This is a genomic window from Archangium lansingense, from assembly GCF_026626635.1.
In the GTDB taxonomy this organism is placed as follows: Bacteria; Myxococcota; Myxococcia; order Myxococcales; family Myxococcaceae; genus Archangium; species Archangium lansingense.
Genome location: NZ_JAPNKA010000001.1, coordinates 2,488,957 through 2,512,309 on the forward strand (window position 1 = coordinate 2,488,957; position 23,353 = coordinate 2,512,309).

Consider the following 23,353-nt stretch of genomic DNA (forward strand, 5'->3'; position numbering starts at 1 on the left):
GGTGTGCCGCGGGTCATTCACGCCGTCAGTTCATCCGCTCCACGGGGGCGCACAGCCGCTCGCGCAGCGTGGCCACGGGGGTCTCCCAGTGGTCCTCGAACCTGAAGTCGAGGAACCGCTGGGACGCGCGGCCACGGTGGTACGCGGCCCATACCCGCTGCAGGTATTCGGACCGACCGAGGCCGGATTGCGGCGCCTTGATTTGTGCGAGCGTGCCAACCAGCAGGATGAGCATCGCGGTCCGGATCCCCAGTTGGCCCAGGGCGTACGCCTGCAGCTCCATCTCGCCCATCACGTCCGTTTTGTAGCCCGTCAGCACGTGCAACAGGTCATGCGTCTCGCGGTAGCGCTTGCCGATGAAGTCGACGTCGTTCTTGAGCTCGAGCGTCGTCTCGAAGGGAAAGATCTTGTTGTCGCGGAAGTAGCGCGCGAACTCATGGCCGAGCGTACCTTCCGGCAGGCGCTCCAGCGCGGCCAGGTCCAGCTCCTTGCCCTGTAGGGAAGGACGCTCGGACAGCAGGCGGCGCCCCTCGTCGGTGCGCTGGAGCTGCTGGACGAGCGATTCATAGACATTGAGGTCCAGGCAGATATTGAGCAGCTGGCCGTAAGTGGGATTTCCCTCGTCGCCCCTGACCAATTTCAGGCACTTGAGTGCCACGCGCAGGCGGGTGAACAGGGATGCGTTGTCGGGCAGGGTCAGGGGCTCGGAGTCGAGCATGGGGGGGCTGCTGACCTGATTCGCATTCATCAGCGCACTTCCTTTCGGTTATTTCCGACGTCTGGACGGCTCAGTCGTGAGCGGTCCCACCACTGGCGAGCGGCCCGGGTCACCGCCGGGCGGTAACGGGGGCCAGCCACACTCCGACGAGCGCGTCGACCAGTCCGGTCGCGGTGGCCTCCCACGAGGAGCGTGGCGTCGCGGTGCCATCGTGCAGCGCGCGTTCCCGCTCGGCGCACATGTGCACGATCATCAACCGGTTCATGTAGCTCCGCTCCTGCCGCACTTCCTCGGGGAGACGCGGGAGCAGCCGGAAGAGACCTTCGATGGTCTGCTGCATCGACCGCGTGGAGATCGTCTCGTTGATCACGAGCTCTCGTAAGGAGGGATGGGTCGTCACCTGGGCGATGAACCGCGCGTACCAGGTGGGGGTGCCCAGCGAGGCGAGGTGCTCGGTCATCGGCCGCACGACGCAGGACACCCAGTCGCGCAGGTCGGGTGAGTCGGTGATCTCCGCGAGGATGTCGGTCCTCCGCCGCTCGATCGACTCGGAGTGACGGCGCACGATCGCCAGCACGAGGTCATCCTTGGTGCCGAAGTGGTAGCCGACCGCGAAGTTGTTCGACTGGCCCGCCGCCTCGCTCACCTGGCGATTGGAGACGGCCTCCACCCCGTGCTCGGCGAACAGCCGCTCCGCGGTGGCGAGGATCAGCTCGCGTGTCTCGCTGCCCCGGTCGGATTTGCTCGGGCTCACCGGCGCACCAGGACCTTTTCGCTTGCTGTCGTTGGCACTCATCACGCTCTCCGGGGGGATTGCTCGTCCTCAAGCCCACGGGATAAGAACTAAGTCGGATGACTGAAAAAGTCAATTGACTTAAATGTGTGCCTGGTGAGGAGGGGAGCGGTCTCCGCTGGTGGCTTCGAGGCGCACATGCACCCCGCTCGAGGGAGGGGGACTGCCCTCAGGTCTCGCCTTCGTCGGCGATCGCCTGGGTCGCGGCCTCCAGCCAGCGGCGGGTGTTGGCGAAGCCTTGCGTGGAGAACAGGGGCCATGCGGCGTCGATGAGCGCGGCGCGCGTGCGGTCGGCATCGCGCTGACGTGTCGATTGCTTGGGGCCCTTCTCGGCCCCTCCGCCCCCGGGTGGCAGCGAGGTGCTCCTGGCCGACCGCTTCGCCTTCCGCTCCGACGCGCCTCCCACCGATGATCTCGGCAAGGTGGCACTCAAGAGCGGCCACTTCGACAACGAGTTCCGGGTCCGCAACCACACCGTTCGGGCCGAGACACCGTAGGCTTCGGGATGAGGGGCGGGCCGTCTTCACAGCGCCTGCTTCGTCGGATGGAGCAGATAGCGCATTTCAACGCGCGCAGGCACCGAGCAGCTGGCAGGTCTCGTCCGCGGACAGGTCCCGGGCAAACTCCGCGGGAGCGAGACCCCTGCCCGCTTCGTACTGGGCGATGTACCGGCGCACCTGCGACACATTGGAGCCCGTCAACCGTGCCACCTCTTCCGCCGGGTGCCCCTGGGCGTGGAGCGCCACGGCGACATGCAGCCGTCCCTTCTTGATGCGTGCCGGCTCCGTCAGGAACCGGTAGGGCCGGGCCCCGAGCGGTGGAAGTACCAGCGTCCCCGCTCGCACTGCATCGGGTCGCCATGGGTGAACGGGTCTGGATGGTCTGGGCTGGTGGCGTAGAACTCGAGCTCGGTGAAGCGGTGGGGTCGTCCGCCGACGTAGCAGAGGGCTGTGTTGAGTAGCAGCTCGGCCATGCGCTGAAAGCTGGCTGCATACGTTGCCTCCGCGCTGCCCGCGGGAGGACTCCACGCCTGAAGGAGTTCACCGAGTCGTGTCTGCACACGCGCAGAGTGCACGCGAAGGGGGAGGGAAGTCTCACGAAATGAAGAGGGCGACCGGGAGATGATTGCGTGGTTTGACTCACATTCTGTTCCTTCCCTGGCCCGGTGACTGGCGCAAACCGTTGGCGCAGGACACATCGGGTCGCGTGGCGAGACTCCACGGTTGGGTTGGGCCGATCCCTGCGTGTTATCTCCCTCCGGAGCGGCGTCATGCCCCGGAGGAGGAACTCGGATTGGACATCAGGTTTCTGACTCCCACAGCCATCGAGCAGCACTCGGTCGATGAGCTTGCCGCTCTGCTCGGCCGCAAAGATGGGTTGGTCTGGGTAGATATTCCTACCTGGGACGCCGAGGCAGAGCGAGTCCTGGCGGATGTGTTCAAGCTCCATCCGCTGGCTGTTCGTGACTGCAAGGAGCGCAACACGGTTCCCAAGGTGCACGTGTATGCAGACCACGTGTTCGTCGTCCTGCATGCCCCAGAGTTGGGCGCGAGAGGACATGTGCACTACGTCGAGCTCGACCAGTTCATCGGCCGCAACTATCTCATCACCGTCCACGGTCCGTGGAACGCGGCGGTCAGCCTCGACGCCGCCATGGTTGAAGTCCGGGCCGTGCGGGGGCGCATCGAATCGGGCCGGCTGCGCCCGACCTCCGCGTACCGGCTGTCGCACGCCATCGTATCCGCGCTGACGGCCCGGCTGCGTGACCACACGGCGGCGCTCACCCGTGAAGTCTGGAGGTTGGAGCAGCAGGTCACGGCGGGACAACTTGGAGACCCCGAGCAGTTCCTCGAAGAGATGTTCAGGACCCGCCATGGCCTGCTGACCGCTCGAACGATGTGCGCGCTCAGCCGGGAAGTGTATGGGCGGATGGCGACCATCGCTGTCTTCCAGGAGGCGGGCCAGTCGTACATCGAGGACATCGTCGATCAGTTCGATCGCCTGCGCGCCATGGCCGACGCGCAGAAGGATTATCTGGAGGGAACCATCGAGTTCTACCAGGCACGCACCAATACCAAGATGACCATCGCCGCTGAACGACTGGCCGTCATCGCCGCGGTCACCTTGCCGGTCACGGCCCTGTCGTCGATCCTCGGGATGAACGTCATTGTCAGCGAGAGCACCCACCTCGAGCTCCTGATGATGGCTCTGCTGATCATGCTGGTGATGTCTGCTGCCCTGCTCGTTTGGGCCAGGCGCAAAGGATGGTGGTAGCCGTCCTCGCTATCCAAGCTACGGTGCCTGGACAGAGCAGCGGCCCTCGGCGCGGCGCGTGAGATCCTCGGCCACTGTGCGCAGCAGGCCTCGCGTCAGTGCCGAGCGCTCCGCCTCCGTCTTCTCCCCTTGCGTGAGCCACTGCGCCACCTTCCCCAGGCTCGCCGCTGTCACTACTTGCAGCCGCACCCCCACCTCCACCACGAAGGTTGCCTCCGCCTCCGGCTCCTCCTCCAGCGTCCACGCCACCCGCTCCAACTCCAGCGTTCCCACTCCCGCCAGCAGCCTGCCGTCCAATACCCAGCCGCCCTCCTTCGCCGAGTACACCAGCACCTGGGTCAGCCGCGCCGCGTCCATTCGCTCGGAGAACCACAGTGGCCGGCGCCGCAGTAGCGTCAGCTCCACCTCCAGCCGCCCCGCGAGCCCCAGCCGCATCAACCGCTCCAACTCGGGCGCTACCAGCGCGAGCGCCTCGGGCCGCACCACCACGCGTCTCCCCACCCGCGTCGCCGAGCACGTCACCCGCGGTGGCTCCTCCGCCCGGGCCATGGGCGCGAGCAGGCCCAGCGCGGCCACCAGCGCCACGCCGAGCCTCCTCCTCGTGCTCGCTCCGGGTGCCCTCATGGTTCCTCAGAAGGGCCGCACGAAGAGCAGCCGCGCCTCGGGGGTGAGCGACGCCCGCTCGTCCGTGCGCCAGGCCACCGACAGGTGCACCGTGTCCCCGAAGTAGAGCTGCGCGCCCACTCCCAGCTTCGGGTCCCGCCAGCCCAGCTCGTTCTGGTGCACCGAGCCCACGTCCGCGAAGGCTCCGATGAATCCCCATCGGTACTCCGCGCTCGCGAGCAGCCGTCCAGGGCCTGCGTGGTGCCGCGTGCCCGCAGCGCGACCACCGCCTGCACCGCCGCGAGTGCACCCACCGCGAGCAGCGCCCCTCGCCAGCCGAAGCCCAGCACCACGGACACCGCCAGCACCAGCGGGGCGAGCAGGTCCCCCAGGGCGCCGAGCAGCTCCCAGCGCGCGAGCACCGTCTCCGCCCGCAGCGGGTTGCCCAAGACGGGCGCCGCCTGGGCCAGGTTGGTGCCGAGGCCACTGGCCGGGCCGTAGAGAATCAGCGCCGCGAGGAGCAGCCAGAACGACGGCACGAGCGCCGCCGCAAGGGTGGTGAGCGACATCAGCGCTAGGCCCTACCCCCGCATCGGCCGCTCGCGGCGGCCGTACGCCATCGCCAGGAGTGGGGGCTCAAGCACCGCCCCGAGCACCTGGAAGGCAACGAGGGTCCAGCCCGCTGCCTGCGCGGGCGTCAGCTCGAACGTGGCCAGGAACTCCGGTGTACCGGAGGGAACGACGCCCGTGGCCAGCTCATCGGTGAACGCCACCGCCAGCAGGGCAATCGTCCAACGCCGTCGAGTGACTCAGGGAGGAGATGTCTGCTTGAGCATGCGTGTCATCTAATGCTCCCGGTTCCCGCGTGCACGGGCTCGGAGGCGCCTGGATGCCCTCGTCGTCTACTCGCCCCCTCAGGCCACCCGTACCTTTGTACCCTGGGCCGGGTCGTTCTCTCGGACACGTTCCGGCCAGGGGTTCCGGGTCTTGACCTCCAGGTGCAGAAGCAGCTCGTCCGCGATGGCCCACGCGAGCAGAGGTGGAACGCTGTTGCCAATCTGGCGGAACGCGGAGTTCATCCTCCCTTCGAATCGGAAACCATCGGGGAAGGATTGAAGTCGGGCAGCCTCTCGGACGGAGATGACCCGCTTCTGGTTCGAATCGTAGTGGATGTGGCTGTACGTGTCCTTGCCCAGGTGCGCCATCAGCGTCCTGGCTGGTTCTGTCGCACCCATCTTGCGCCACTTGTTCGGGAACTTGCCCGGATCATACGGAGGCACGTACTCGGCGCGGAGCTCCTTGTACTCGCGCGAGCCTTCCGGCGGGACTTGTCCCTTGCGTCGTTCCCTGGTGAGTCTCTTCTCGAAGGCCCTCACCGCGTAGGCGTAGGCCTTCGGGTAGTCCTCTCCTGGCTTCATCACCTTGAAGAGCCGGTAGTCACGCAGGGTGAGATATCGCGTGACGTGATCCCTCAAATATCCGGGCGATTCGAAGCGGGGCCAGTTCTTCAGGAGCCGTGCATAGGTGCTGGGTGACTTATCTCCATACTCCAGGTGGCCATCCAGATTCCGAGGGCCACGGCGTCCGGCATTCTTGAGATGGTCACGGATCCTGGGCAGGTCCCCCAGTGCTTCTCCGGCAGTGACCGGCGGCGGTGCATTGGAGTCAGGCAGCGGCGGCTCCTTGTACCAGGGACTCGATAACCGGTCGCCAGCCAGGATGTTCTTCAGGGCGACCTTGCGCGTGCCGGAGTATCCGGGTGGAAAATCGACCCTTCGGGTCGGAAAAGGAAAGACCGGATCGATCCGGGCCTTTTTGTGGACGGCCACCAGGAAGAACCGGTCCCTCATCTGCGGGACGCCGTAGTTAGCGGCGTTCAAGAGGGTATAGGCGCACTTGTAGTCACGCCGATCCAGCTCCGAGCAGATGATGTCACCCAGATTGAGCCCTCCCCAGTTGAGCACATCGGGGACGTTCTCCATGACAAGGGCAACGGGTTTGAGCTCCTCGACGTACTTGAGGTACTCCAGATAGAGCGTCGCCCGGGGGTCATGCTTGAAGGCTTCAGGATGCTGACGGACCTGCCGGAGCTTGGCGCGCCCGATTCGGGTAAACGCCGGGCAAGGTGGCCCTCCGACGATCAGATCGACCCCCTCCTTCCCATCCTTGGAGGAACTCCGCTCCAAGTGCTTGAGCATTGCCTCTGGCGGATACTGGAGGATGTTCTTGGACGATGCGTGCCACTCGTCGGGCCTTCCGCTCTCGAGGGGGTGGAAGTTCCGGGCATAGGACCTGGCGGCGTCCGCGTCGAGCTCGACCCCACCTACGCTAACGCAGCCTGCGCTGACGAAGCCAAGCGCTAGGCCTCCACAGCCTGAGAACAGGTCCAGCAGCCGGGGCGGTTCTCCTGCGCGGATTCTTTTCAGCTTCGCCTCGATGCTCGCCATGTCGCTGGGGCTTATAGCGCAGCAGACTCGGGTCGCCACCTCCCGCCCCTCTTCTCACTCTTCTACAGGGTGCTACTGGAAGGACGTTGTGTCCTCTTCCACTTCTTCGTGCTCCTCTGGACTACCACGGAGCGCTGTGGCAGCGCGCGCCGCAACTCCTCCTGCCAGCGCTGCTCCATGTCGCCTTCCCCAGGAATCGCGTCGACCCTCACGACCCGCCAGGAGATGGGAGGGCTCCATTGCTCCTGCTCCAGGGCCGCGCGTACGGTCTCCACGACTTCTGGCAGGGACTCGAAGATCTGGTGCTCCCAGAACCGGCTCACACGCCAGCCCTCGGCTTCAAGCTGGAGTGTCTGTCGGCGGTCGCGCTCCACGTTTTCGAGGAGCTTGGCCGACCAGAACTCATTGCGTGTCCGGGGGCGGACGTAGTGCTCCGGGCATCCGTGCCAGAAGCAGCCGTCGATGAAGACGGCCACCTGGGCCTTGGGGAAGACGACATCCGGTCTTCCGTGTGGCGTCCTCGCCTGCAGCCGGAACCGGAGCCCGGCCTTCCAGAGTGCAGAGCGCAGGAGTCGCTCCGGTGAAGTGTCCTTCCCTCGGATTCGCGACATCTGCTCGGAGCGGCTGAGTGTCATGCCCCCCCCTCCTTGTGAAGTGCCCGTGCCAGCATTGAGTCTGACTTCACTGCGGGCTACTTCAAAGGTCAAGCTGAACGGGCCGACCCTGGCATGCGCGTTCCTCTCCTGGTGTTGAGAAATTCCACCTGCAGTTGAATACGCGAGGCCGCCCTACCTACTGAGTCGTCACCGTGCTGCACGCCTGGTTGCATCCTCCAGGTCTTTTGATGGCGGGGCTCTCCAGATACGCTGAGCCCCGATGGCAGGCCGAGCGGGCAAGGCTTCTTCAGAGGACGATTACGAGATTGTCGAGCCGAGGGCCTCGTCGATGCTCGAGGCGCTGCGGGCTGTGGGTTACAGCGTGCAGACGGCCCTCGCCGACCTCATTGACAACAGCATCACCGCAGGCGCACGGAACGTCTGGCTGACCTTCCACTGGAATGGGGCGGATTCGTACATCACCCTGAGAGACGACGGCCGGGGGATGAGCGAGGCCGAGTTGGCGGATGCCATGCGCCCCGGCAACCGCAGCCCCCTGGATGAACGGGAGCCGAACGATCTGGGCCGGTTCGGCCTGGGTCTGAAGACCGCCTCGTTCTCACAGGCCCGCCGTCTCACGGTAGCCTCCATCAAGGCCGGGCACGAGCGCACAGTCCGTCGGTGGGATCTCGATTACGTAGGACGGACCGGGCAGTGGCGCCTGCTGAAAGCAGAGGCCCGCAGTTCAGCATCACGCATTTCCGCGCTGGGAGACCAGACCCACGGGACGCTCGTTCTGTGGGAGCAGATGGATCGCATCGTCGGCAAGGCACACAAGGACGACGTCCAGGCACAGAATCGGTTCCTTGCGTTGGCGCGCTCGGTCGGGCGTCACCTGGGCATGGTCTTCCATCGCTACCTCGAAGCGGAGGATGGCAAGTCCCCTCTGCGCATCTATCTCAACGGGACCAAGACCGACTCGTTGGTGCACCCGTGGGATCCCTTCTGTTCGACCCATGTGGCCACGGACTCGTTTCCCGAGGATGTGCTCGAGCTTCAGGGCAATCGCGTCCTGGTGACGGGATACGTCCTGCCGCACAAGGACCGCATGAAGGAGGATGAGCACGAGGCTGCGGGTGGACCGGGCGGGTGGAATGCCCAGCAAGGCTTCTATGTGTACCGTGAACGCCGCCTGCTCGTGGCGGGAGGCTGGCTCAACCTCGGGTATGCCAACGAGGAGCATTACAAGCTCGCCCGGTTGAGAGTGGACATCCCCAACTCGACGGATGCCGACTGGGATATCGACGTGAAGAAGTCTCGCGCTCGCCCTCCTGCAGTGTTGGAAGAACGGCTGAGGGAGCTTGCGGACACGGTCCGCAAGAGGGCCCGCGAAGTGTTCGTGCACCGAGGGGCGAGGGGACACTCACCGGGTACCGTTGCAATCGAAGATGCTTGGTACTCGGTCACCACGCGCGGTCGGCTCGGGTATCGGATTCGGAGGGACCACCCCCTCGTCAAGTTCGTGATGGACAGGCAAGGGGCCGACTCCAAGCCGCTCAATGCCCTCCTCCGCCTGCTTGAGGAGACAGTGCCAGTGCAGCGCATCTGGCTGGATGCGGCGGAAAAGCCCGAGGCACATGCGGCCGCGTTCGAAAGCGATCCACCCGCGAAGGTGGTCGAGGTCCTTGAAGAACTCTTCAAGGCGCTACGTGCGGCTGGAGAGACTGCGGACTCCGCCAGGCAGCGGATCCTCACGATGAGTCCCTTCGATCAGTACACGAAGTTCGTCAACGCACTGGGGACGAGGCGGCACTGATTCGCCTGCCACCTGTGCTCAAAGAGAAAAGCACGAGATGAGTACCGAATACACCAATGCCTGGACCATCGCGCAGGTCTTGATCACGGGGCAGCTCCAGCAAGGTACGGTGTTGACCCGGGAGGTGATTGCGTCGAAGGTCGACACGGTTCTCCTGATGGACCCGGCCTACAAGAACCGGGTCGACCGCGAGCGACTCATCGCAGACCTGGAGTCCTCGTTCACGGTGTGGATGGGCAGCTCGGTGACCCTCGAAAACAACGAGGATCATGTTGCGTGGCTGAACAACCGCAAGTCGAGCATCGAATGGAAATTCTGGAGGCGCTATCAGATCCTCCTCCAGCGGAAGCGGTGGGCTGCCACCAGTATCGACAAACTCAACGAACTCACGGACGAGACGCTGGGCCGGCTCGAAGAGCCAACCCGGACAGGTATGTGGAGCCGCCGTGGACTGGTCGTAGGGCACGTGCAGTCGGGCAAGACGGCCAACTATACGGGCCTCATCTGCAAGGCCGCAGACGCGGGATACAAGGTCATCATCGTGCTGGCAGGCATCCACAAAAGCTTGCGCAGCCAGACGCAGATCCGCCTGGATGAAGGCTTCCTGGGTTACGAGAGCAAGGATGACGCAATCGACGGAGCAACCGCAGCACGGAAGTTCATCGGCGTTGGCCTGATCGATCCCAGCATCAGTGCGAATACCATCACCACGCGAGCTGATGATGGTGACTTCAAGGTCAGCGTCAGGCGGAACTTCCACATCGGTCCGGAAAGCCTGCGCGTGCCCCTGCTCTTCGTCGTCAAGAAGAACGCACGTGTCCTCCAGAACCTCAATTCGTGGGTGGAGCGCTCCGCACAGAAGAAGATCACGGTCGGAGGCGTCGAAAGGAGCGTGGTCGCCGATGTACCGCTCCTCGTCATTGATGACGAGGCGGATCATGCGTCCATCGACACCCGCTCCCAGGAGTTCGATGAAGAGGGGCGACCGGATCCCGACCACGATCCGACCGCCATCAACAAGCAGGTGCGAAAGCTGCTCCACCTCTTCGAGCGCAGCGCCTATGTCGGCTACACGGCCACGCCGTTCGCGAACATCTTCATCCACGACGCGGGCACAACCGATGAGTACGGCGCAGATCTCTTTCCCAAGAGCTTCATCACCAACCTGCCTGCACCGTCAGACTACGTTGGCCCCGTCAGGGTCTTCGGGCTTGAGCCAGACGCCTCAGTTGGTCTCGAAGAAAGCGAGCCGCTCGGGCTTGTCCGTCACATCTCGGACCATGCCGATTCGCTCCAGCCGAATGAGCGCAAGGGATGGATGCCGCCTGTCCACAAGAAAGAGCACAAGCCTCGTTACAATGAGAAGGATGAAGTTCCTCCTTCACTCCGGACGGCGTTGTACTCGTTCGTTCTTTCCTGCTCCGCCCGTCGGGCCCGAGGCCAGCTCAACGAGCACAACTCGATGCTCGTGCATGTGACACGCTTCACGGATGCGCAGGAGCTGGTGTTTACACAGGTCAAGCGTGCGCTCAAGGAGCTGCAGGATCACTTGGAGTTGGGCGAAGGCGCCGGGCTCACAGGCAAGCTGGACGAACTCCGGCAGCTCTGGGAAAAGGACTTCATCCCTACCACCAAGCGCATCAACGAGGTTGAACTGCCCGTGCAAGCCTGGGCTGATGTCTCGGTGCATCTCAAGGCCGCGGTTGCCGGTGTCAAGGTCAAGCAGATCAACGGCACTGCTGGCGATGTGCTCGACTACGAGGACCACAAGGCAACGGGGTTAAGTGTCATTGCCGTAGGTGGGGACAAGCTCGCGCGAGGTCTGACGCTCGAAGGACTCTCCGTCAGCTACTTCCTTCGCGCCTCTCGGATGTACGACACCCTTATGCAGATGGGGCGGTGGTTTGGCTATCGGCCTGGCTATCTCGACCTCTGCCGGTTGTACATGACCGAGGAACTTGATGAGTGGTTCCAGCACGTGACGAAGGCGAACGAGGAGCTGCGGCAGGAGTTCGACCGGATGGCCGCAGTGGGTGGAACTCCTGCTGACTATGGCCTGCGGGTCCGCTCGCATCCGACGCTCCTGGTGACCTCTCCCGTCAAGATGCGAAATGGAGTGGAGCTCCAGCTCTCCTTTGCTGGAGACATCGTCGAGACGACGGTTTTCGATCGTCGTAAGTCGGTGTTGGAGCACAACCGGGCCACCACGGTCAGGTTCCTCGAAAAGCTTGGACCGAAGACACAAGGTTGGACGCAATCCCGCCCCGAAAAACCTGAGGAGTGGAAGCAGTCCTACGTCTGGCAGCAGGTGCCGGGCGCGGCGGTGGCGGCCTTCCTGGCTGAACTACAGGTACCTGAAGGCCCGACCAAGGCACGAGGAGAGCTGCTCGCTGAATTCATCCAGAAGCAGCTCCTCCGGAATGAGCTGCTTCACTGGACGGTGGTGCTCATCGGGCGCAGTGGAGGACAAGCAGACGTTCTTGCTGGGCTTCCCATCAACCTGACCCAGCGCGAGGTCAAGAGCCTGGACATCCGGGACAGGTACGTCATTCCTCGTCTGGTCAATCCCAAGGACGAGACCGTCGACCTGGATGCAGGCGCATACATGCGAGCGATCGAGCTGACGAAGGCAGCTTTCCATCGCGATCCGGGGCGCACACGACGCAAGACGGAGCCGGAGGTTCCCAGCGGCACCTTCATCCGCGACGTCCGACCGAAGGAGCGCGGCGTTCTCATCCTCTATCCGCTTGATCCGCACCCCGACTACACGAATGGTGTACTCGAGGCCCCAGTGACCCCCATCGGGTGGGCTGTCAGCTTCCCGGGCTCGAAGACGGCAGCGAAGGTGTCATACCGGGTCAACGGCATCTTCTGGGCCCAGGAGTATGGGGGCGAGGCGTGAATTCGGTCGAGGCGGCCTGGGCGCTCATTGCCGGGGAGGTAAAGAGCCAACCCGGACTGGTTGCCCGGCGCCTCCACCCTCAGTCCGAGTTGGAGATCTATGCCGGACTCGACAGACCTTCGGACGTACCAGTGGTGCCCAGCGTCAATTACTTTTTCCCCTTGGCGACAATTACACTTCCCCATCGGGTTGATGTTCTGACTGCGTTCACTTCATCGTCGCCATAGTCGTCGCTACGTCCGTCGGAGCCTCTGAGTCGGTCACCTCCTGTGCCGTGGTGTTACTCGTCCCCGGGCGCCCTACGCGGGGCCTTGTCGACCGTCTCCCGGCTCTTGGCCTTCTCGCTGCGGTAGCTGTCGCCGGTGAGCTCCAGAATCAGCGCGTGGTGCACCACCCGGTCAATCGCCGCCGCAGTCGTCATCGCGTCCTTGAAGATTCGGTCCCACTGCGAAAACACCAGGTTGCTCGTAATCAGGACACTCCTCCTCTCGTAGCGCTGGGCCAGGAAGGTAAACAGCACCTCCATCTCCTCCCGGTCCTGCTGGATGTAGCCGATGTCGTCGATGATGACCGCGTCGTAGCCGTCCAGCCGCCGCAGCTCCTTCTCCAGCAACAGGCTCTTCTTGGCCAGGAGCAGCCGCTGCACCAGCAGCACCGCCGGGATGAAGAGCACCTCGTAACCACGCTGCACCAGCTCGTGGCCTATGGCGCTCACCACGTGCGTCTTGCCGCGGCCCGGCAGCCCGAAGGCCAGCACGTTCTCCGCGCGCTCGATGAAGCCACCCTCGCACAGGGCCGGTAGCTGGCGGCGCACCTTGGCCGGCAGCTTCTCCTGCTCGAGCGTGGCGAGCGTCTTGTCCGTGGACAGCCCCGAGGCCTTGAGCAGCCGCTCTATCCGTCGGCCCCGGCGCTCGCTCAGCTCCAGTTCCACCAGCTGGCGCAGGTAGTGCGGGCATGTCCAGCCCTCCTGTCCGGCGCGCCTGGCCAGCTCCTCGTGGTGGGCTGCGAATGCCGGCAGCTTCAGCGCTCGCAGCAGCATGGCCAGCGTCTGCTGCTGCTCGCCCTCGGCGCTCGCCGCTGCTCGCAGGGAAGTGGAGGTGGTGCTCATGAGGCCACCTCCCGCTGCTCCACCAGCAGCGCGTCATAGCTGCTCAGGTCCACCTCGGGCTGTGCCAGCTGGGGCACCTCAGGCCTGGCTGGCGCCACCAGCGCCTTCACCTGCTCGGCACCGCGCAGTCCGCCCTCGGCCAGCAGTCGCGCCAGCACCTGCTCCACCTGGGACTCCAGCGTGGAGGCCGCCAGGTGAAGAATCCGCAGGTACTCCACATCCGCGGCTCTCCTCCCCTCGTGCACCCGCTGCAACTCGTCGTACGCCTGGCGGAATACCAGCGAGGGGAAGAGGTCCTCCCGGTAGCGATACTGCGCGAAGGCCCCTGGCTTCTGCACCAATGACCAGATGATGTGCCGGTAGTTGATTCGGTGCCCGTTGCGACCCACCAGCCTGTCCACCACCAGCTGCGGCTTTCCCGCGTGCAGCACCTCCAGCCTGTCGTCATACACACGCACCCGCACGCGCTGGCCCACCAGCCGCGAGGGCACCGAGTACGTGTTGTGCTGCACCCGGATGGTGCTCCACGCCGTGACGACTACCTCCTGCTCGCTGTACTCCACCAGCCGCTGCACCGACAGCGGCCTCATCGCCGCGAGTTCCTCCTCCACCTTCCCTCCGCGCAGCCGGTTGGCCTTCTCCAGCACTCCCTGCACCCAGCTCTCGTACGCCGCGGCGCTCTCGAAGTCCCGGCTGCCGCGCATCAGCAGGTGCTGCAACAGCCGGCGTTTGAGCGCGCCGTTGAGCGCCTCCACGTCCCCGTTCTGCTCTTTCTTTCCCACCTCAATGGTGCGCGGCTCCATGCCCAGGTGCTTCATGAGCGCGAGGTACTCGGCGTTGAAGCCCCGCTTGCCGTTGCGCAGGTCATGCGTGGCGCTGGTGGAGTTGTCCGTCTGGTGGTAGCGCGGCACCTTCCCCAACCGAAAAACAGCCGCCTGCACTCCTCGCTTGATGGCCGCCATGGACTCCGAGTGGCACACCGTCGCCCATTCCCAGTTGGAGTAGGGCAGCACCGGGTGGCACAGCAGGTGCGCGAAGGGCTCGCCTCCCACCGTCACCTCCAGCTCATTGGCCCACGTGAAGTCCGTCTGCATCGCTTCCCCGGGCCGATGCTCCTGGGCGAAGAACACCTGCTTCTCCGGCCCCTGCTGCGCTCTCCACTGGCGCACTTTCCGCTGCAACGTGCGCAGCTGCCCCGGCTTGTAGCGGCCCGGCTCGCGAGCACACAGCTCCTCGAAGAGCGTCTTGGCCTCCAGCTCCGGCGCCTCCTTCAGCCGCTCGGCCAGGCTGTCCCACTGCTCCTCGAAGGGGTCCTCCCGTGTCCTCCAGGTGCGCTCCTGCTCGAGCTCCGAGGGGAACTTCCCCTCCTTCATGTACTTGCGTGCCGTCTTGCGGTCCATCCCCGCCCGGGCCGACGCCAGCCCCAGGCGACCGTGCTTCGCCATCTCTTCCATCAGCTTCCTCACCTGGGCATCCGTCGTCCTCACCCGCCCATCCGAACCTCCGGAGTCACCGGGTTTCTACCGACGGCTGCCGTCACTCAGGATGGGGAGGTGTAGTTGTCGTTGATGGGGAGGTGTAGTTGTCGCTGAGCAAGTGGTCTGCATCCACATCAAGCCGGCCGCCCTTCGTGCGGTGGTGGAGCTTCCCTCGTCAGCCGGTTTCCTGGTGCAACGCGAGGAGAATCCCCACCCGGGTCCCAACCCGGTGAGACTCAGCCTGAGGCTTTCGGTCCCGCGCTACCGGGACGTGTTCGGCGTCCTTGCTCAGGATGTGGTCGATAGCGTCGCCCAGGCTGGGGAGCAGCGGGCTGCGGTCTCGACCTTCGTTGAGCGGCTCCGCCGGTGGCAGGAGTTCCTGGAGCAGCATGGCTCCGAAGGCCTGGGCGACCTTGCCCAACGTGGCCTCTATGGTGAACTCTGGTTCCTGCGTCACCAAGCCATACCGCTGGCAGGAGCCGAGCGCGCCATTTCCGCCTGGACCGGACCAGACCGGAGCAATCAGGACTTCCAGTTCCCATCGTGCGCCGTCGAGGTGAAGACGACTGCCAGCAGCCCGCACCACGAGGTATCGGTTTCCAACATCCGTCAGCTCGATGAGACCCACGTGCCTGCCTTGCTCCTGTTGCACGTGGGACTGGAGCTCCACCGGGAAGCGGGGGAGACGCTCGTAGACATGGTGGAGGCTCTCCGGGCGACGCTGCAACCGGGTGCCCTCCCTCTATCACTCTTCGAGGAGAAGCTTCGAGACTGGGGCTACCTCGACATCCATGCCTCCCGTTACAAGGCGTGTTCCTACGTCGTGCGCTCGTCTGACGTCTATCGTGTGGAGGGGAACTTCCCCCGGCTCACCGAAATGGACCTCCCTGCCGGTGTTGGGAGCGTTCGTTATTCCGTCGGGCTAGCGGCTTGTGCTCCCTACCGCGTGTCCATGGAGACCGCAGGAACGCTCATCGTTGGAGAAGGGCAATGACACTGAGTCCTGAGCTTCTCGATTTCGCCCGTGGGTTCCACGCTGAGATCGTCTCGCATGCCCGAGGGGAGCCTACGGGCAACTCTGGCTCCGCCCAGCCCGCAGAGTTCAAGGAGAACGCCTTTACGGAGCGGGTGGTGGAGATCATTTCGGAGGTCGGTGCCATCAATGACGGCCATACCGTCTATTTCCGGAAGGAGCTCGGCAACCGCCAGCTCAAGGTCAATGGCTACAGCGTGCATGAGAATGAAGAGCAGCTCGACATCATCACGAGCCTCTATCGCGATGTCGCTGAGCCAGAAAGCCTCCGGATGACGGAGGTGTATCAGGGGATCCAACATGCCCTGAACTTCGTGCAGGCTGCTGCGGGAAGCCTCTCGAACCAAATGGAGGATGCCCATCCCGCATACGACATGGCGGACCGGATCAAGGAGTTGTTCTCGAACGGTCGCCTACAACGCGTGAATGTGGTCGTTCTCACCGACTGCATCGTTCGCGAGTACAAGTTGCAGAAGCCGCTGAAGGTCGCGAAGCACGCGCACATCGACGTACGCGCGGACATCTGGGACATCGAGCGTCTTCACCGGAGCCTGAGCTCAGGGCGTGCTCGAGAGGCCATCGAGATCGACTTCGTGGAGGAGTTCGGGTGCCCCATTCCCTGTCTGCCGGTACCCATTTCAGAAGGAGAGTACGGAGCCTACCTGGCAGTCGTACCGGGGGATGTGCTCCACAAGCTCTACGACGAATATGGCGAACGGCTTCTCGAACTCAACGTGCGCTCGTTCCTCCAGGCACGTGGGAAGATCAATCGTGGCATCCGGGATACCATCCTCAAGGAGCCACAGCTCTTCTTTGCCTACAACAACGGACTGACCGCGGTGGCGGAGGAGGTCAAGACGGGGCAGCTTCCGGACGGGACCCCGTCGGTGACCTGGGTGAAGGGGCTGCAGATCGTCAACGGGGGACAGACGACAGCCTCTCTTCATCGCGCCGGCAAGAAGGACCAGGCGGACCTTTCTCGGGTCTACGTGCAGATGAAACTCTCAGAGGTGAAGACGGAGCTTCTGGAGACACTCGTTCCCCGCATCTCCCTGTACGCCAACAGTCAAAACAAGGTGAACGAGGCTGATTTCTCCGCCAATGATCCGTTCCATCAACGATTGGAGGGCCTGTCGCGTACCATCTGGGCGCCGGGGGAGCAAAGCCGCTGGTTCTATGAGCGCGCACGCGGTCAGTACCTTGTGGCTCGTGCAAAGGCCGTGACGCTTGCGCAGCAGCGCCAGTTCGACAGCATCCACCCGACGTCCCAGATGTTCACGAAGACCGACCTGGCTGTTTTCGAGCACAGCTGGGGGCAGCTCCCGCATCTGGTCAGCAAGGGCGCCCAGAAGAACTTCGTGGAGTTCACGATCAGGTTTGAGGAGGAGCGGCCCGATTTCGTGCCTGACGAGAGCTACTTCTTCGAGTTGGTGGCCAAGGCCATCATCTTCCGCAGGACCCAATCTCTGGCGAGGGAAGCCCGGGTGGGGGCCTACAGGGCGAACATCGTCACCTACACTGTTGCATATCTCGCTTCTCGCACAGCTGAGCAACTGGACCTTGCCGCGATCTGGCGTGCCCAGAAGCTGTCTCCTCGACTAGAGGATGCCCTTCGCGGCCTCATCAGTCCCATCGAGGAGGCCATCAAGAGCAATGCGAATGGCCGCAACGTCACAGAATGGTGCAAGAAAGAGGAATGCTGGGAGGCCATCAAGGGCATGGCGCTCCCACTGCCGTCCATCCTGGAGGAGCCTGTTGCGAAGGCTGCTCGGAATGGAAAGAAGGTGAGCTTGTCTGAAGTGCAGGAAAACCTTCGCAAGACGGCCGTGCCAGAACTCGTGCGTGCCGTAAATGACGCCCTGAGCAGACTGGCGCGTGAAGGCCGTGGGCGTGATGCGGTTTCGGTCGCGGACGCGCTGGCCAAGGCCTTTGAACCAGTAGGGCTTGAGGTCATCAACAAGGTTCCGGCAAAGGGCGCTCTCTGGGTAGTCGGCGGAGTGGAACTCACTCTGGCCATGAAAGAGGTTCGGCAGCACGGACTGAGTGCTGGGTTCAGTGAGGCGGGTGGGAAGGCGACCGGGCACCGTCCCGCTTGGTTCATCAACTGTTAGCTGGAGGCGCTCACTGTGGAGGTGGCGGGAATCGAACCCGCCGCCGGAGGCTTCCGGCGAGAGTGCTACAGCGCGGTCGAGAGCGGTTCTCGTAGGACTTCCGGCCGCTTACGCAGTCCCCTGCCCCATGCCGAGCTGTATTGAGAGCGCTCCAGCGCGGGCCTGCTGTAGCAATGTAGCAAGGCACGTCGCAGCGGCCCTGGAGGCCCTGGAAGGGGCAATCCGGCGCGGGCTGCGACCCTCCTGTGCCTCCTGCTCTCGTAGGCCCCGAACTCCACAAACAGGCAGGGGCTCCACGGAGGCCCGTGGGAGGCTGACGGTAGTGTGTGCCCTGGTGAGGTGTGGCTGGGGGAGGGGCAGGTGGAGGAGTACCGGCGGAGGCCGCCGGAGGGGACGGTGCTGTACGAGGCGGTGAGGGACAACCTCGCCACGCTGCTGGCGGAGGCCAGCGAGGTGTGGCTCGGCCTGCCCCGGTATGTGGAGCGGGACTTCGCCAGGTACCTGGAGTGCGGAGTGCTGGCGCACGGCTTTGCGCGGGTGCGCTGCGAAAGTTGCAAGGACGAGCTTCTCGTCGCATTCTCGAGCAAGGGGCGAGGGGTGTGCCCCCCTGTAACGCGAAGCGGGCGCAGGTAACGGCCGTGCACCTGGAGGAGCGAGTGCTGCCGCGCGTGCCCTACCGGCGGTGGACGCGGCCCTTTCCGCACCGGGTGCGATGGGTGCTGCTTCGGGCAGGGCGCGGAGATCGAGGTGAGGACCTACCGGGTGCTCAGCCGCGGACTCTACCAGTCAGCCACACCCTGTAACGCGAAGTCAGGAATGACGTGGTCAGAGCGACGGAGGTGCTCTGGAACCTGGGATGGCCCCATACGCAGCAGCCTTCAGAGGGATCCGGGTCTGGTGGTAACCTTGTCGATCGTGGACGGACAACGACCTTCCAGGAGGAGCAGTTGGGGGCCAATCCATTGAGCGAAGCACCCGACGATGAGGAGCTTCCGCTGCTCTTCTCGGAAGGTGAGCACTGGGCTCCCCTCCCTGATTGGGCCCTCTTCCTCTTCAAGCTGGGTGCGGTGCTGGGGGCCTGGACCCACCCTGCTGAGCGGCTCGTGGCCGCGGTCTCTCTCCCTACCCGCGCATATGCCGGGCCGATGCTCACGGCGGGCTTTCTCTGTGAGCGGTCGATCTACAAGCAGGTAGGAGGGGCCGCCTCGTTCGAGCTGGGCGCCTCCGTGTTCGTTCAGGACGGACAGGGCTGGTTCAAGGCCATTGTCGAGCGTCCTGCGGTGCTTCCGGATGGGAGCCCTGCTCTCAATCTGACGATCGCCAAGGGGGCCCGGGAGTTGCTCCCTGCTCGAAAGGCGCGGCGGATCCGTAGGTCGGCGCGTGCACACAAGCTGAACGGCTCGAGGAAGACCTATGACCAGCACACACCGGCGACGTCGACCCTATGCGAGCAACTGCTCAAGGGGGACGTGGGAACCTTCCTGGCCACGCCCGGGCTCGATTGCCTCATGATCGGGTCGGTACGTGAGACGCTTGAGGAGCTCTCATCCCCCGAGCTGTGGGCCGTTGAGCCTTCAGGGAAGGCTCGCGGGAATCTCGCGGAGATTGTCCGGCCACTTGGGCTCGAAGGCATCGGCCAGTCGTGGCACAGCCGGGTCATCGGCACCCACAGTCCGCAGGTTGCGGCGCTTGCAGCCCAGAGACCGGAGCTGGTGGTGCTCGACGGGGCACAGGCCTGCAGGCGATGGTGCAGCAGCTTCCCGGAGTCCGAGTTGGTCATGGCGCTCGATCGCTCAGCGCCGGACGTCGTGAATGGAGCGAACACCATTCTTGAGATGTATGCGAACCGGTTGGACGGGGATGGGCCTGACCTTCCCACCGTCCCAGATGGGATCGAGGTCACGCTCTTCAGAGTCGCGAGGATGCGATGAGGCTGAGCGAGGCGACGCGGCTATATGAGGCCAGCAGGGGGCTGGGCCTTCACGATCACGTTATCGACCCTCCGTTGCTCCGGGCTCTCGAATGGGCCATCCAGCATCTCCATGATGTGAACCGGGAGGCTGAGGAAGATGGAACCTGGAGAGCATTCTGGATCCCGGTGCTGCGCTTCCGCCGGGATGTGTATGCCTCGGGTCTTCCCCTTGACCGGCCCGAACTGCTTTCGAGCGAGGATGCCCAGCGCTACCAACGTGCCAGTGACCTGGTAATAGCCCAATACCCACAGCATCAAGAGCGGATCGCAGCTCTCCGCGACGCGTTCTCAGCCTGCCGGGCCTCGTCTGGCAGCCCGGTCGGGGATCGATTGGTTGAGCTCCTGCTCGGCAACGAGCAGGTGGAGGTTGGACTTTTCACCAACAACGAGGCACTGCGTGGCGCGGCCGAACAGTTCCTTCGCGAGAGGACGGGAAAGACGGAGCTTCGTGTGCTTCGCAAGAGTCAGCTCGGCGAGGTTTCCATCGGCGGGACACTGGTGATCTCCGGACCGCTGCAGAGGTTCCCCCCCCAGATCACGCTGGCGCCCCGTGCATCAACGCTGCACGTCGTCAGGTACGAGTGGTCGAACTCGGCGCGTTGTGAAGCAGAGCTGCTCCCGGATGCTCGCGGGAAGGCCGTACAGCTTCACGAGTGGTCCGGGCCGGTGCCATCTCGGGCCCGGGTGTCCGCCGCGGAGTCGTCTCTTCTCTCCAACCCAGGGAAGCTGCACGAGCTGCTGAGGCGTCTCGACGTTGATGGTGACGCCGTGGACGATGAAGAGGGGCCGCACGCAAGCGACCCTGTTTCCGTCAGGTTGGTGAGACTGGCGGGCGGCAAGTGTATCTTCCTGGAAGTCGGCAGCCGGGTTCGTGTGCTGCAACTCCCAGAGCACGCCGGCCCTGATGATGGGGCGGCTTCCGAAGGTGCTGATGGCTCCAGTGATGAAGGAGTGCATCGAGGTGGCCCCCCAAGGCTCGTCGGGCGCCTGCTAGACGTGGACAAGCTGGTCCCGGGGCTCTTCCTCATCGAACGGAGGGGCAGAGGAGGATCTTCGATCGACCTCCTCGCCCGCAGGCTGCACGGAAGGGATCGCCAGGGTCTGGAACAGATCCAGTCGAAGTGGAAGCAGCGGCTTTCCCAGGCCATCGAGAACCGAGGTATCAGGTCCATCTGCGACGAGCTGTCGGAGCGCTGCCCCACGACTCCCGTGAACCTTCGCAACTGGGCGAGTGACCGGGTCTTCCTGCCGGAGGACCCGCAGCACTTCCGGGCCCTGATGGAGTTCCTGGGGTTCGGTGACAATGCGGAGTTCCTCTGGCTGGTCGGGAAGGCGCTCCAGGCGATGAATCGCGACACCGGCAGGGAAATGTCTCAGCGCCTCCTAAAGGAGCTGACGGAGAACGTGGACCCCGCGGAGTTGGCGGCACGCGGCTACATGGAACTCGAGTTCAAGGGGATCGAGAACAGTGGCCTGAGCGCGAGCCGCATCGAGAGCTGCCCTGAAGAGGACCTGGTCATCCCGCGCGGCAGGGCCCGCCGTTTCTTTGACGAGGACCTGCTGGACAGCGTGTTCGAGGAGTAGAGAGCAAACCTTCACATGGCCAAGATGATCCCGGCTGTATCCCACCCGGACTGCAAGAGCCCGGGGGAGATCGACATCTTCAACAGGCTCAAGACCGAGCCTGGGACGGAGGACTGGACGGTTCTTCACTCGCTTTCCGTTGCCAGGCATCTGCACAGGGTCGAGGGGGAGATCGACTTCGTTGTCATCGTCCCGCGGCTCGGGGTGCTCTGCATCGAGGTGAAGGCGTGCAACTCCCTCACGATCGATGCGGGAGGCGCTTGGTACTATGGGAGCGATCCGTCACCGGACCGACGTGGCCCCTTCCGGCAGGCCTCCGAGGCGATGCATAGCCTGCGCAAGTGGGTTGGCAAGCTGCGGCCAGACCTCGCGCGGACCGTGTTCTGGACCGCCTGCATCTTCCCGCGTTGTCCGCTGCCGGCCGTCACGCCCGAGTGGCACCCCTGGCAGGTCATCGATAGCCGGACCTACGGACAGCGGCCGCTGGGCGACCAGCTCCGGACCGTCCTGATACGTGCAAGGGCACGACTGGAAGAGATCCGCGCCCCATGGTTCCGGCCAGAGCTTCAAGAACCGACACCGGAGCAATGCGGGGCACTGACCCAGTTGCTCCGGCCCCAGTTCGAGGCGCATGAGTCGGCGGCCGCCTGGGCGAGACGGGTTGACGGTGAACTCCGGCGGTTCACCGAGGATCAGTATCGCTATGTACGCGCGGCCGGCGAGCACCCTCGCCTCCTGGTCAGGGGTCCTGCCGGGAGCGGGAAGACGTTCCTCGCCATCGAGACGGCCAGGCGGGAAGCGCAGCGGCCCCGGCCGCAAGACGTCCTGCAGCCTGGGACGGGTGGCGCGAGTGGCCACGTTCTCCTCGCCTGCTACACCCGGCTCCTCGGCGCCTGGTTGAAGGAAGAGGTCAAGGACGTCCCAGGCATCAAGGCGGGTACCCTCCACAGGCACATGATGGACGTCTGTGGAATGGCAGAGGCGCCGCCCGAGGCAGGGGAGGACTTCTGGAGCCGCGAGCTGCCCGGTCGCGCGCTGGATCGGCTCCTGGAGGCCCCCGGCCTGTACCAGTTCGACGCGCTTGTCATTGATGAGGCGCAGGATCTGCTCGCACCGGCGTACCTGGACTTCCTTGACCTTTCGCTAAAGGGAGGACTCGCGGAGGGGCGATCGGCCTTCTTTGGCGACTTCGAGCGGCAGGCCATCCATACCAGTCCTGAAGTGGTGCAGAGCGGCATGAATGCCCTCCTTCAGGGAAAAGATGTGGCCCGTCTGCAACTCAGGGAGAACTGCAGGAACACGCCCCGCATCGCGGCGCTCGTCCAGCTCCTGGGAGGGCTCGAGCCCGGCTACGACCGGGTCCTCCGCCCTGATGACCAAGTGGATCACCGCATCGAACGCTACAGCACGGCGGCCGAACAGAGGCAGCTCTTCCTTGGAGCGATGGACCGCCTCCTGGCAGTCGGCCTGCGAGAGCAGGACATCGTGGTCCTCTCTCCCAGAGCCGATGACAGCAGTGTGGCCGGCATGCTGCACTCAGCAGGACATCGCCAGCTCAGGCCGCTTCGCAAGAGCGCCTCGGCGGGGGGTGTTGGATTCGGCACCATCCATGCCTTCAAAGGACTCGAGGCCCGGGCAGTCATCCTGACGGATATCGAGGAGATTGCGGGTCCGGGACCCCAGGCAATGCTCTATGTCGGGGTCACTCGCGCGCAGAATCACCTGACCATCCTGATGCACAACTCCCTGAGGGAGCAGGTAGTCTCAATGCTCACCACGCGGTGAGGAACAGGGAAAGAGGCTCATGACCATCCATGTCGAGAACCGCGAGAGGCTCCTCGCATCCCTGCGACGAGAGCTGGTAGGGCCTGCTCCCACGGGGGCTGCGCTCGAAACAGTTCGCTTCGAAGAGCGGAAG

20 protein-coding genes are annotated in these 23,353 nt (G+C 64.3%); 9 read left to right on the forward strand and 11 right to left on the reverse strand.

Going from position 1 to position 23,353, the window contains the following annotated elements:
• Nucleotides 1-25 precede the first annotated feature (25 nt).
• From OV287_RS09945 to OV287_RS09960, 4 genes are all read right to left on the reverse strand, one after another.
• A complete protein-coding gene (locus OV287_RS09945; RefSeq protein WP_267533766.1) occupies nucleotides 26-748 on the reverse strand; it encodes a Coq4 family protein in 723 nt (240 codons plus the stop codon).
• A gap of 79 nt (nucleotides 749-827) precedes the next feature.
• Nucleotides 828-1,514, reverse strand: a complete 687-nt coding sequence (locus tag OV287_RS09950; protein WP_267533767.1) for a TetR/AcrR family transcriptional regulator — start codon at nucleotides 1,512-1,514, stop codon at nucleotides 828-830.
• A gap of 166 nt (nucleotides 1,515-1,680) precedes the next feature.
• Nucleotides 1,681-1,932, reverse strand: a complete 252-nt coding sequence (locus tag OV287_RS09955) for a hypothetical protein (RefSeq protein ID WP_267533768.1) — start codon at nucleotides 1,930-1,932, stop codon at nucleotides 1,681-1,683.
• A 142-nt stretch (nucleotides 1,933-2,074) separates the two neighbouring features.
• Complete coding sequence (locus OV287_RS09960; RefSeq protein ID WP_267533769.1) at nucleotides 2,075-2,356, reverse strand: helix-turn-helix domain-containing protein; 282 nt, start codon at nucleotides 2,354-2,356, stop codon at nucleotides 2,075-2,077.
• A 448-nt stretch (nucleotides 2,357-2,804) separates the two neighbouring features.
• Between OV287_RS09960 and OV287_RS09965 the strand changes: the two genes are divergently transcribed.
• Nucleotides 2,805-3,785 (forward strand): magnesium transporter CorA family protein, encoded by a 981-nt coding sequence (locus OV287_RS09965; RefSeq protein WP_267533770.1) that lies wholly within the window; start codon nucleotides 2,805-2,807, stop codon nucleotides 3,783-3,785.
• A gap of 18 nt (nucleotides 3,786-3,803) precedes the next feature.
• Here the strand turns inward: OV287_RS09965 and OV287_RS09970 are convergent, their stop codons facing one another.
• The 5 genes from OV287_RS09970 to OV287_RS09990 all read right to left on the reverse strand — a co-directional run bounded on the left by OV287_RS09970 (nucleotide 3,804) and on the right by OV287_RS09990 (nucleotide 7,470).
• Nucleotides 3,804-4,370 (reverse strand): hypothetical protein, encoded by a 567-nt coding sequence (locus OV287_RS09970; RefSeq protein WP_267533771.1) that lies wholly within the window; start codon nucleotides 4,368-4,370, stop codon nucleotides 3,804-3,806.
• A 45-nt stretch (nucleotides 4,371-4,415) separates the two neighbouring features.
• Nucleotides 4,416-4,580 (reverse strand): hypothetical protein, encoded by a 165-nt coding sequence (locus OV287_RS09975; RefSeq protein ID WP_267533772.1) that lies wholly within the window; start codon nucleotides 4,578-4,580, stop codon nucleotides 4,416-4,418.
• A gap of 389 nt (nucleotides 4,581-4,969) precedes the next feature.
• Nucleotides 4,970-5,161 (reverse strand): hypothetical protein, encoded by a 192-nt coding sequence (locus OV287_RS09980; RefSeq protein ID WP_267533773.1) that lies wholly within the window; start codon nucleotides 5,159-5,161, stop codon nucleotides 4,970-4,972.
• Between the two features lie 141 nt (nucleotides 5,162-5,302).
• Nucleotides 5,303-6,835, reverse strand: a complete 1,533-nt coding sequence (locus OV287_RS09985; RefSeq protein ID WP_267533774.1) for a DNA cytosine methyltransferase — start codon at nucleotides 6,833-6,835, stop codon at nucleotides 5,303-5,305.
• Nucleotides 6,836-6,897: 62 nt separating this feature from the next.
• The gene (locus tag OV287_RS09990) at nucleotides 6,898-7,470 is read right to left on the reverse strand and encodes a very short patch repair endonuclease (protein ID WP_267533775.1); all 573 of its coding nucleotides are present in this window, start codon (nucleotides 7,468-7,470) and stop codon (nucleotides 6,898-6,900) included.
• A 241-nt stretch (nucleotides 7,471-7,711) separates the two neighbouring features.
• Here OV287_RS09990 and OV287_RS09995 point away from each other — a divergent pair, with 241 nt between their 5' ends.
• Together OV287_RS09995 and OV287_RS10000 are read left to right on the forward strand one after the other, a co-directional pair.
• Nucleotides 7,712-9,247 (forward strand): ATP-binding protein, encoded by a 1,536-nt coding sequence (locus tag OV287_RS09995; protein ID WP_267533776.1) that lies wholly within the window; start codon nucleotides 7,712-7,714, stop codon nucleotides 9,245-9,247.
• 37 nt (nucleotides 9,248-9,284) lie between these two features.
• On the forward strand, nucleotides 9,285-12,149 hold the full coding sequence (locus OV287_RS10000) for a Z1 domain-containing protein (RefSeq protein ID WP_267533777.1): 2,865 nt from the start codon (nucleotides 9,285-9,287) through the stop codon (nucleotides 12,147-12,149).
• 280 nt (nucleotides 12,150-12,429) lie between these two features.
• Here OV287_RS10000 and istB read toward each other — a convergent pair whose 3' ends face one another.
• A complete protein-coding gene (gene istB / locus OV287_RS10005; RefSeq protein ID WP_267533778.1) occupies nucleotides 12,430-13,257 on the reverse strand; it encodes an IS21-like element helper ATPase IstB in 828 nt (275 codons plus the stop codon).
• Nucleotides 13,254-14,744: an IS21 family transposase gene (gene istA, locus OV287_RS10010; RefSeq protein ID WP_267533779.1), complete on the reverse strand. Its 1,491-nt coding sequence runs from the start codon at nucleotides 14,742-14,744 to the stop codon at nucleotides 13,254-13,256. Before istA ends, istB begins: the two co-directional genes overlap by 4 nt.
• A 181-nt stretch (nucleotides 14,745-14,925) precedes the next feature.
• Between istA and OV287_RS10015 the strand changes: the two genes are divergently transcribed.
• The 6 genes from OV287_RS10015 to OV287_RS10040 all read left to right on the forward strand — a co-directional run bounded on the left by OV287_RS10015 (nucleotide 14,926) and on the right by OV287_RS10040 (nucleotide 23,220).
• A complete protein-coding gene (locus OV287_RS10015; protein ID WP_267533780.1) occupies nucleotides 14,926-15,729 on the forward strand; it encodes a PD-(D/E)XK motif protein in 804 nt (267 codons plus the stop codon).
• On the forward strand, nucleotides 15,726-17,879 hold the full coding sequence (locus OV287_RS10020) for an AIPR family protein (protein WP_267533781.1): 2,154 nt from the start codon (nucleotides 15,726-15,728) through the stop codon (nucleotides 17,877-17,879). The genes OV287_RS10015 and OV287_RS10020 overlap by 4 nt, the downstream gene beginning before the upstream one ends.
• A 324-nt stretch (nucleotides 17,880-18,203) precedes the next feature.
• The gene (locus tag OV287_RS10025; protein WP_267533782.1) at nucleotides 18,204-18,512 is read left to right on the forward strand and encodes a transposase zinc-binding domain-containing protein; all 309 of its coding nucleotides are present in this window, start codon (nucleotides 18,204-18,206) and stop codon (nucleotides 18,510-18,512) included.
• Between the two features lie 470 nt (nucleotides 18,513-18,982).
• Complete coding sequence (locus OV287_RS10030) at nucleotides 18,983-19,810, forward strand: hypothetical protein (protein ID WP_267533783.1); 828 nt, start codon at nucleotides 18,983-18,985, stop codon at nucleotides 19,808-19,810.
• Nucleotides 19,807-21,435, forward strand: a complete 1,629-nt coding sequence (locus OV287_RS10035; protein ID WP_267533784.1) for a DISARM anti-phage system protein DrmE domain-containing protein — start codon at nucleotides 19,807-19,809, stop codon at nucleotides 21,433-21,435. The genes OV287_RS10030 and OV287_RS10035 overlap by 4 nt, the downstream gene beginning before the upstream one ends.
• 15 nt (nucleotides 21,436-21,450) lie before the next feature.
• Entirely contained in the window at nucleotides 21,451-23,220 is a 1,770-nt protein-coding gene (locus OV287_RS10040) for a nuclease-related domain-containing DEAD/DEAH box helicase (RefSeq protein WP_267533785.1), read from the forward strand.
• The last annotated feature ends 133 nt before the right edge of the window (nucleotides 23,221-23,353 follow it).